The 8326-nt window shown below is 67.3% G+C and carries 9 protein-coding genes; 4 read left to right on the top strand and 5 right to left on the bottom strand.

Annotation, left to right across the window (positions count from 1 at the left end; genetic code table 11):
• Positions 1-91: 91 nt before the first annotated feature.
• From V3572_RS00815 to V3572_RS00805, 3 genes are read right to left on the bottom strand one after another with little or no spacing between them, the layout of a single operon-like run.
• Positions 92-667, bottom strand: a complete 576-nt coding sequence (locus V3572_RS00815; protein WP_332109070.1) for a pilus assembly FimT family protein — start codon at positions 665-667, stop codon at positions 92-94.
• Entirely contained in the window at positions 660-1118 is a 459-nt protein-coding gene (gspG, locus tag V3572_RS00810; protein ID WP_332109069.1) for a type II secretion system major pseudopilin GspG, read from the bottom strand. Before gspG ends, V3572_RS00815 begins: the two co-directional genes overlap by 8 nt.
• 28 nt (positions 1119-1146) lie before the next feature.
• A complete protein-coding gene (locus V3572_RS00805; protein WP_332109068.1) occupies positions 1147-2388 on the bottom strand; it encodes a type II secretion system F family protein in 1242 nt (413 codons plus the stop codon).
• 120 nt (positions 2389-2508) lie between these two features.
• On the opposite strand from V3572_RS00805, the gene V3572_RS00800 reads away from it, so the two are divergent.
• The gene (locus tag V3572_RS00800) at positions 2509-4959 is read left to right on the top strand and encodes a tetratricopeptide repeat-containing diguanylate cyclase (RefSeq protein ID WP_332109067.1); all 2451 of its coding nucleotides are present in this window, start codon (positions 2509-2511) and stop codon (positions 4957-4959) included.
• Positions 4960-5042: 83 nt separating this feature from the next.
• Here the strand turns inward: V3572_RS00800 and V3572_RS00795 are convergent, their stop codons facing one another.
• Positions 5043-5369 (bottom strand): hypothetical protein, encoded by a 327-nt coding sequence (locus V3572_RS00795; protein ID WP_332109066.1) that lies wholly within the window; start codon positions 5367-5369, stop codon positions 5043-5045.
• A gap of 388 nt (positions 5370-5757) precedes the next feature.
• Between V3572_RS00795 and V3572_RS00790 the strand changes: the two genes are divergently transcribed.
• Positions 5758-6414, top strand: a complete 657-nt coding sequence (locus tag V3572_RS00790) for a cyclase family protein (protein WP_332109065.1) — start codon at positions 5758-5760, stop codon at positions 6412-6414.
• Between the two features lie 31 nt (positions 6415-6445).
• Here the strand turns inward: V3572_RS00790 and V3572_RS00785 are convergent, their stop codons facing one another.
• Positions 6446-6739, bottom strand: coding sequence for an SPASM domain-containing protein (locus V3572_RS00785; protein WP_332109064.1), 294 nt, complete (start codon positions 6737-6739; stop codon positions 6446-6448).
• Between the two features lie 452 nt (positions 6740-7191).
• Between V3572_RS00785 and V3572_RS00780 the strand changes: the two genes are divergently transcribed.
• A complete protein-coding gene (locus V3572_RS00780; RefSeq protein WP_332109063.1) occupies positions 7192-7986 on the top strand; it encodes an ATP-binding protein in 795 nt (264 codons plus the stop codon).
• On the top strand, positions 7968-8326 hold a 359-nt coding region (locus V3572_RS00775; protein WP_332109062.1), incomplete at its 3' end, for an FAD-dependent oxidoreductase. The genes V3572_RS00780 and V3572_RS00775, both read left to right, overlap by 19 nt.

Genomic DNA, 8326 nt, shown 5'->3' with positions numbered 1-8326 from the left:
GCGGGCATCATGGACGACTGGAAATTCGTCCACCCCAAGGACGTCCAGGACGGCAGGCCCGGCCGCAGGCGCGCCAAGGCGGAGGCCGGGGTCATGGCGCGGCCCGCTCAACCGTGGCGTCGCCCGTGGCGTCCCGCCAGGAAGGCGCCCCGGTGGCCGGGACGTCCAGCCGCCGTTCGGTCTCGCTTTTGTCCGCCAGGACCAGGGTGCAGGGTTCGGAAAGCCCCAGGGGCAGCACCCGCACGGACACCCGGCCGGTGGTCACCGGGTCGCCGCCGAAGACGGAGACCTCGACCAGACGCAGATCGTCGGGCAGGGCGCGCTTCACGGGATCGGGCAGGGAGGGGTCGCTCTGGGAGGCGTCCTGAGCGTCCGGGGTGTCCGGAGAGTCCGGGGCGTCGACCCCGGACGCCGTCCGGGGCACATGGTCCACCCAGAAGCGCCCCTCGTCCAGATCGAGCACCACCCGGCGGCGCGCGCCGTCGATGACTGCATCGAGCCTGGCCCGGGCAAAGGCCTCGGACAGCCGCCCGGCGGCGGTTCGGAAATCCTCGCCGCCCAAAAGGGGCGAGATCCCCGGCAGGACCATGGCGGCCATGGCGCTCATGATCAAAAGCACCACCAGGGTTTCGGCCAGGGTGAAGCCCGGGGCCGGGGGGTTATTCAAGCTCCCAGCTCTTGATGTCGGCATCGGCCTTTTCACCGCCTTCCTCGCCATCGGCGCCGCGCGAGACGATGTCGAAATCACCGTGGTCGCCAGGGCTGATATAGATGTAGGCGTTGTCCCAGGGATCGGATGGCACTTTCTGGAGGTAGCCGCCTGCGGGAAAATTTTTGGGTATCTTGCCGATAGTGGGCTTTTGCACCAGGGCCTCCAGGCCCTGTTCCGTGGAGGGGTAGACACCGTTGTCGATCTTGTACTGCTTGAGCGCCGTGGACAGGCTCTCGATCTGCATCTTGGCCTTGACCACCTTGGCCTTGTCCGGCTGGTCCATGATCCGGGGGATCACCAGACCGGCCAGGATGCCCAAAATCACGATGACCACCATGATCTCGATAAGCGTCATGCCGGCCTGCCCGAGGGCGGCGAGGCGGCTATGGGGGAGGGTTTGGCGCATGTCGTGTCGCTCCGTGTTTCCTTCCGGGTTATCCGATAAGGCTGCTTATTTCAAATATGGGGAGCAGCACGGCTATCACAATGAAGCCGACCACCATCCCCAAGGCCAGAATCAAGAGCGGCTCGAACAGGGCCGAGGCCATGGCCAGACGGCTTTTGACCCCGTCCTCCATGATGTCCGCCGCCTTTTTGAGCATGCGGTCCAACGCCCCGCTTTGCTCCCCGGCGGCGGCCATCTGGACCAGGAGCCCGGGGAATCGCGGCTTGCCGCCAAGGGCGGCGGCCAGGCTCATGCCCTCGCCCACCTCCCGGCCTACATCGACCAAATCGCGCTCCACCAAAACGCTGCCCGTGGCCTTGGCCACCACGTCCAGGGCCCGGATGATGGGCAGGCCGTTTTCCAGCACGGACCCCAGCGTCCGGGCGAAGCGGACCATGGCGTAGCCCGACATGATGCTCCCCACAACGGGAAAGCGGAACAGGGCGGCCTCGCACACCGGCCGTCCCCGGGGGGAACGCCAGGACCGCCACAGGCCGAACCAGCCCAGGGCCGCCCCGATCAGGAGAAGGGGCCAGTAGGATTCGATGAAGGAGCTTACGGCCATGAGGATCACCGTGGCCTGGGGCAGATCGTGTTTTAAGTCGGTGAAGATGCGGGCCACGTTGGGGATGACGTAGGCCATGAGAAACCCCACCACGCCCACCCCGACGACCAGCATCAGCCCCGGATAGGCCAGGGAGGCCATGATCTTGCGCCGCAAGGCCTGCTGCTGCTCCATGAGATCGGCCATGCCGGACATGACCGTGTCCAGGGCCCCCGAGGCCTCGGCCGCCCTGACCATCCCGGCCTGGGCCGGGGTGAAGGCCCCGGGCTCCTCCAGCATGGCCGCCGACAGGCTCGACCCTTCCTTGATGCGTTCGCAGACCTGGGAGAGCACCCGGAAAAGGGCCTTGGAGGTCGTCTGGCCGCGCATGAGCTCCAGGGCTCGAAGCAGCGGAAATCCCGCCCCCAGCAGTCCCGAGAGCTGGCGCATGGCCACGGACATGTCCTCGCCGGACACCCGGCGGCGAAAAAGGGCCAGGGAAACGGGACGGCCGCCGTCGCGGATCGGTTCGGACTCCGAACCGGCGGATGCGCCCTCGCGCAGACCGGTGGGATACAGCCCCCCGGCGCGCAGTTTCCGTTGGGCCTCCTGGCGGCTGTCGGCGCTGACGATGCCCCGGCGCGCCTTGCCCTGAGCATCGATGGCCGTGTAATCGTAGACCGGCACACCCGCGTTCTATCCGTTTCCCCCACAGGCGGCAACATCCCTTGGCCGCCCCCTTCCCGGCGGCCGCGAAAGTCCCTTTCCCGCTTGTTTTTGAGCGGTTTCGGGGCTAGGGTCGGGAACATGCGCAGGCAATGGGAACTTCTCGACCTGGACCGGACGAAACTCGCCCGCCAAGACCTCATCACCTTCGAACATTTTCTCAAAGACGCCCTGGCCCCGTTTTTGCCGTTTAAGACCTACAGCCTCTATTTCCCGCAATCCCTGTCCGCGGAGACGGCCGCGTCCTTCGGGCCGGACCTCGACCAGGCCGCGCATCTGCCCGAGGAGGGCCGGGTGCTTCTGCCCTTGGCCTTCGAGGGCGAGCTTCTGGGGATTTTCGTGGCCAAGGGGGTGCGCATGGCCGCCCCACGCACCCAACTGGCCGCGCTTCCGGCGGCGGCGGCCATGTGCCTGGAGCAGATCCGCCTGTACAAGGCGGCCGTGACCGACCAGATCACGGGCCTTTTCACCCTTTCGGGGCTGACGGAGGCCATGGAGCGGGAGATCGACCTGGTGCAGGATCGCATCCTGCCCGGTTCGGCCAGCTATTTCGACCCCAACCTGACCGGCGTGCGCGGCTGTTTCGGGCTCATCCTGGCGGACATCGACTTTTTCAGTTGGGTGAGCCAGCGTTACGGGTTCGTGTTCGCCGAGTCGGTGCTGGCCCGCATCGGCCGGGACATCGGCCGGAAATGCCCCCAGGAAGGCCTTGCGGCGCGCATCGGCGACGACGTATTCGCCCTGTTTTTGCCCGGGGCCACCCCGGCCAGGACCAGGGAGACGGCCGAGGCCGTACGCGCCGCCGTCAAACGCCTGCGCCTGGAATACGGCGTCACGGGCGAGACCGTCACCCTGACGGCCAGCGCCGGGTTCGCCAACTATCCCCAGGACGTGCGCGGCGGGCAGTTCGTGGCCCCGGTGGCCGAACAGGCCAGGATCATGCTCAAAAAGGCCAAAAAGGCCCTGTCTGCGGCCAAGGATCTGGGCCGGGACCAGACCATGCCCTTTTCCCGGGTTCTGGCCGAGGGCGGCATGGTCCTGGAGACGCTGCCCCTGGGCCGGGTGACCGTGAGCCTGGGCAAATCCGTGGACGCCGAGGGCGGCCAGCGTTTTCTGGTGTGGTCCCCGCGCTACGAAAAAACGGCCGAGATCAAAAAATCCGACGACCGCCGCCTGCTTGGCCGCTATCCGACCATGATCAAGGGCGAGGTGGCCCTTATGGACGTGCGCGAGGACATGGCCTTCGCCGAGATCCTGCACACAAGCGACCCCTCCTGGACCATCGACCCCGGCGACCGCCTCATCCTGGCCCCGGACGCGGCCTCGGCCGACGATCCGTGCGTCCCGGGAAACGACGCCGCCCGGCCGCCGCGCAAGGAGGCCATCAGCGGGCTTTTCGGCCACCGGGATTTCCCGCGCTTTTTGAGCGCCGCGCGCGAGGGCGTGCCGCGCTTCTGCCTGGTGCTGGCCCTTTTGCCCGACGCCCCGCCGGACGAGGTCTCGCGGCCCGGCCGCCATGTGGAATCCGACATCCGGGAGGTGGCGGCCGTCATCAAGGGGCTTTTCGGTCCCGGGGCCGAGGGCGGCCGCTACAGCACCACCCGGCTGGTCTTCTATCTGCCCGGACGCGAACCGGCCGAGGTCATGGAGCCGTTGTCCGACGCCCTGCTCAAGGTCCGGGAGCGGCTTGGCGTCGAGATGGCCGCCGGGGTGGCCGGATATCCGTTTTTGACCTTTTCCAAGGCCGACGCCATGGAAAACTGCCGCAAGGCCCTGGACCACGCCCTGCTTCTGCCCACGCCGCCGCGCATCGCCGTGTTCGACTCCATCTCCCTGACCATCAGCGCCGACCGGCTCTTCGCCCTGGGCGACATCTATGCGGCCATGGAGGAATACAAGCTGGCCCTTCTGGCCGACGAGGCCAACACCCTGGCCCGCAATTCCCTGGGCATCTGCCTGGCCAAGCTAGGCAGCCTGCCCCAGGCCAAGGCGGAATTCGAACGGGTCATCGCCCACGACCCCAAAAACGCCATGGCGCTCTACAACTACGGCTGCCTGTGCCGCCGCCTGGGAGAAAACGCCCTGGCCCGCAAGGCCTTCAAGCGCTGCCTGAAACGCAACCCCGACGACGTCTTCAGCCTGCTGCGCCTGGGCCGTATGGCCGAGGAAGGCAAACGGTTCGCCGACGCCCTGAAATATTACAAGCGGGCCGAGAGCCTCCAGCCCGGGGTGGGCATGCGCCACATGGCCCGGCTGGCCGTCAAGCGCAAGGAGCCCGAGACGGCCCGGGAATATCTGCATCAGGCCCTGGTGCACGACCCCAAGGACGCCTTTTCCCTAAGCCTCATGGCCCGCCTGTACCTGGACGGCGGCGAAGACCCGGCCATCGCCGAGGCCATGGCCCGGCAAAGCGTGGCCCTTCGCCCGGAGCGCAAGGAGTTCTGGGGCGTGTTGTCCCGGGCCCTGGCCGCCCAGGGCAGAACCGACGAGGCCAACGACGCCTTGTCCCGGGCGGGCGGAGAGGCGTCCTAGGGGGAGGGGAATCGACCCGGAAAGGCCGAAAACGCCTTGAATCCCCTTACGATTGCAGCATGTCTGGGCCCCGCGCCGCTGTTTCAGGCGTGGCGGATCGCCGCCTGGCGATGCCTGTCCCTGAAATGCAGCCAGCCGCGCAAAACACCTCCCCAGAGCACGAAAAGGCCATACAAAAGGCCCGTGATCAGGCAGCCTGCGGCCCCCAGGACCACCATCGCCGCCATTCTCGCCGGGCCGATGACCCGGTTGGCGCCGTAAACGGCCTCGACTTCCGTCGCTACGCCACCCAGGCCGTCCCCGGCCGTGGCCAAAAGCCACAAGGCCATCGCCCCTCCCACCCAGCAGGAGGCGGCCAGCATGGACACCCCCTGAAGCCACGTACGGCATGTTTCCAGAAACGTCGCCATGATCCGACTCCTTGCCCGCGCCCCGCAGCGCGGCCCCATGCCGGGCGGACCCTGTCGCCCTCTGGCGACAGGGTTGGCCCGTCGCGGCCTATTCATACCCTGCTTATTGTTGCCATAGCAACATTTGTCAAGACATGTAGCGATATCTTTTTTCTCTTCTTTTTCGAGATGTTATCTAAGAAAAATCCCCCGAGGGAGAATCCGACGCGGGCCGAAGTCCCGAGGGCGCCCCCAGGCCGGGTTGCGTTTTCGCCTTCCGGCGGACTATCCTTGGCCGGGCGGCCCAGGGCGACACCAACGGGCACGCCCAAGCGGCCCCATGCCGTGTGGAGTCCGTCCGTTCCCTGCCTGTTCCGAACGTCCCACGGCGCGACACCTCGGAGGCTCCATGCCCGCTCCCTGGATCGACATTTCCCGGCCCGTGCAGCCGGGCATGGCCGTGTGGCCCGGCGACCCGGCCACGCGGTTCGAACGTGTGCAGGATCTGGCCAAAGGCGACGCCTGCACCGTGACCCGGCTTTCCATGTGCGTGCATGCCGCAACCCACCTGGACGCGCCGTCGCATTTTCTGCCGGACGGGAAAGACATGACGGCCATGCCCATTGAGACGGGGATTGGCCGGGCCCGGGTCATCGGCATCGAAAACGCCAAAGCCGTCACCGCCGCCGAACTGGCCGGGCACGGCGTCCGCAAGGGGGAACGGCTGCTTTTTCAGACCGCCAATTCGCAGCGACTGGCCGCGCCCGGCCCCTTCGCCGAGGATTTCGTCTCCATCGCGGAGGATGCGGCGCGGTATCTGGCCGAGAAACGGGTGCGGCTTATCGGGGTGGATTATCTGTCCGTGGGCGGGTTTCACGACGACGGCGCGGCCACGCACCGGATATTGCTCGAAGCCGGTATCTGGCTTTTGGAGGGGCTCGACCTGTCTGGGCTTTCTCCCGGGCCGGTGGAACTTGTCTGCCTGCCGCTCAGGCTTGTCGGGACCGAGGGCGCGCCAGCCCGGGCCGTAGCTCGGCAATTGGCACGGCGCGACAGAAGGGCATAAGCGCACTCCCGCGCGGTTTTTCGCCCGGGACTTACGCCTTTTCCCCGCGCCTGGGCGGCGCATAAAATCCCGAGCAGTCGCGGCACAGGGCGATCTCGGCCATGCGGCCCTCCCGGAAAAGCCCAAGCCGCTCCTGACGCGCGGGATGCCCCGCCAGGGCGGTGAAATCAGAATCCAGTGTGGAGCCGAGACCCCCCCGGGGGCTCAAATCGTTGCAGCACGCCGTCACCGCCCCGTCCGGCGCCACCACCAGATTGCGCGCCAAAAGAAAGCAGCCCTCGCCCGTCGTTGCGCCGCAAACGCCGCCCATCTCCGTCGTGTCCATGTCTGGCCTCCCCGCGTGCGGGCGACATCCGCAACGCCCTCTGGGTCATAAGCAATATTGCCGGGCCTTCATGGCGTTTGCGCCCCCAGAGGCGAACGGCAGGCATCTAGCGAAAACGCATACGCAACACGGTATTTTCCCATGAAAAGCACTCTATTGCCCTTCATGGCGCACGCTGCCTGTCACGGCGACACAGCCGGGACCGGAAGCTCTCCCTTTCCAAGGGCAATGCCCTGGACGCGGCGGCATCGTGCCTCGACTCGTTCTGAAATGCACATGCTCTGTTTCTCACCGATCTCTCGCACAACATTTTTTATATCATAACACGAAAAATGTACGTTTTCCATGCGACTTCGCCATCCTGTTTTTCTCCCGTTGACCTCGCCACGTCCTGGGGATAGTTTTCTACAGTCGGTAAAAACCCTTTTGCCCGCATGAGGCCGGAGGCGTGTATGAAGCTGGCCGTGGCAGGAAAAGGCGGCGTAGGCAAGACCACCATCGCCGCCTGGCTCGGAGACCATCTGGCCCGGCTCGGGCGCGACACCTGGCTTGTGGACGCGGACACGGCCTTGTCCCTGGGCGCGGCCATGGGGCTTGCCCCAAAGGACATCCCCGCCCCGCTCATCAGCGACGCCGAACTGATCCGGAGCCGGGTGGGCTCGGGCATGATCAGCCTGACCCCCGAGGTGGCCGATCTGCCCGAACGCTTAAGCGTCCGGGCGGGCCTGGCCCGGCTTCTGGTCATGGGCTCCGTGGCCGGGGCCGGGGGCGGCTGCGCCTGCGAGGCCAACGCCCTCTTGAAGGCCCTTTTGGCCCATCTGGTCCTGGAACGCGACCAATGGCTGGTGGTGGACCTGGAGGCCGGGGTGGAGCACCTGGGCCGCGGCACCGTGGCCGGTGTGGACGGGCTGGTGGTGGTCAGCGAACCGAGTTTCCGAGGCCTGACCGTGGCCGCCCGGGTGGCCGCCATGGCCGCCGAACTGGGGCTTTGCCGCCAGGTGTTGGTCTTAAACCGGTCGCTCCCCGGGCAGGCGCTGCCGGACATCCTCGGCCTGCCGCCCCTGGCCGTGGCCATCCCCCCCCTGCCCGGTCTCGCCGCCCGCCAACTGGACAACCCGTCGGTGCTGGGGCTTGCCGAGCAACCCGACATCGACGCGGCCATGGACGCCATCCTGGCCGCCCTGGCCGCCCCATTCCCGGATCAACCGCAACACCCGAGGTGTGCGCCATGCGCTACGTCATCGTAGGACTTCATGCGGCCGGACGCAGCGCCTGCGCCTGGCTGCGCCGGGCCGATCCCGCCGCCGAGATCGTGGGCGTGGACCCCGCGCCCCTGCCGGTCTATTCCCGGCCGCTGATCAGCTACGCCCTGGCCGGGGAGATGACCCCCGAGGCCATGACCGTGGCTGACGACGCCTTTTTTCAGTCCCTCGGGGTCACGTTGGCCCGCGAGCGGGCCGTGGCCCTGGACGTCGGCCGTAGCCGCGTGGGGCTGGCCTCGGGCCGCGAGGTCGCCTTCGACCGGCTGCTTCTGGCCTGCGGGGCCGGGCCGCGTCCGGCCGGGGTGGCGGGCCCCCTGAGCCACGA

It is taken from the genome of Desulfolutivibrio sp. (genome assembly GCF_036584575.1).
Taxonomy (GTDB): Bacteria; Desulfobacterota; Desulfovibrionia; order Desulfovibrionales; family Desulfovibrionaceae; genus Desulfolutivibrio.
The sequence above is the reverse complement of the archived record's forward strand: the minus strand, read 5'-3'. Positions and strand labels throughout refer to the sequence as shown.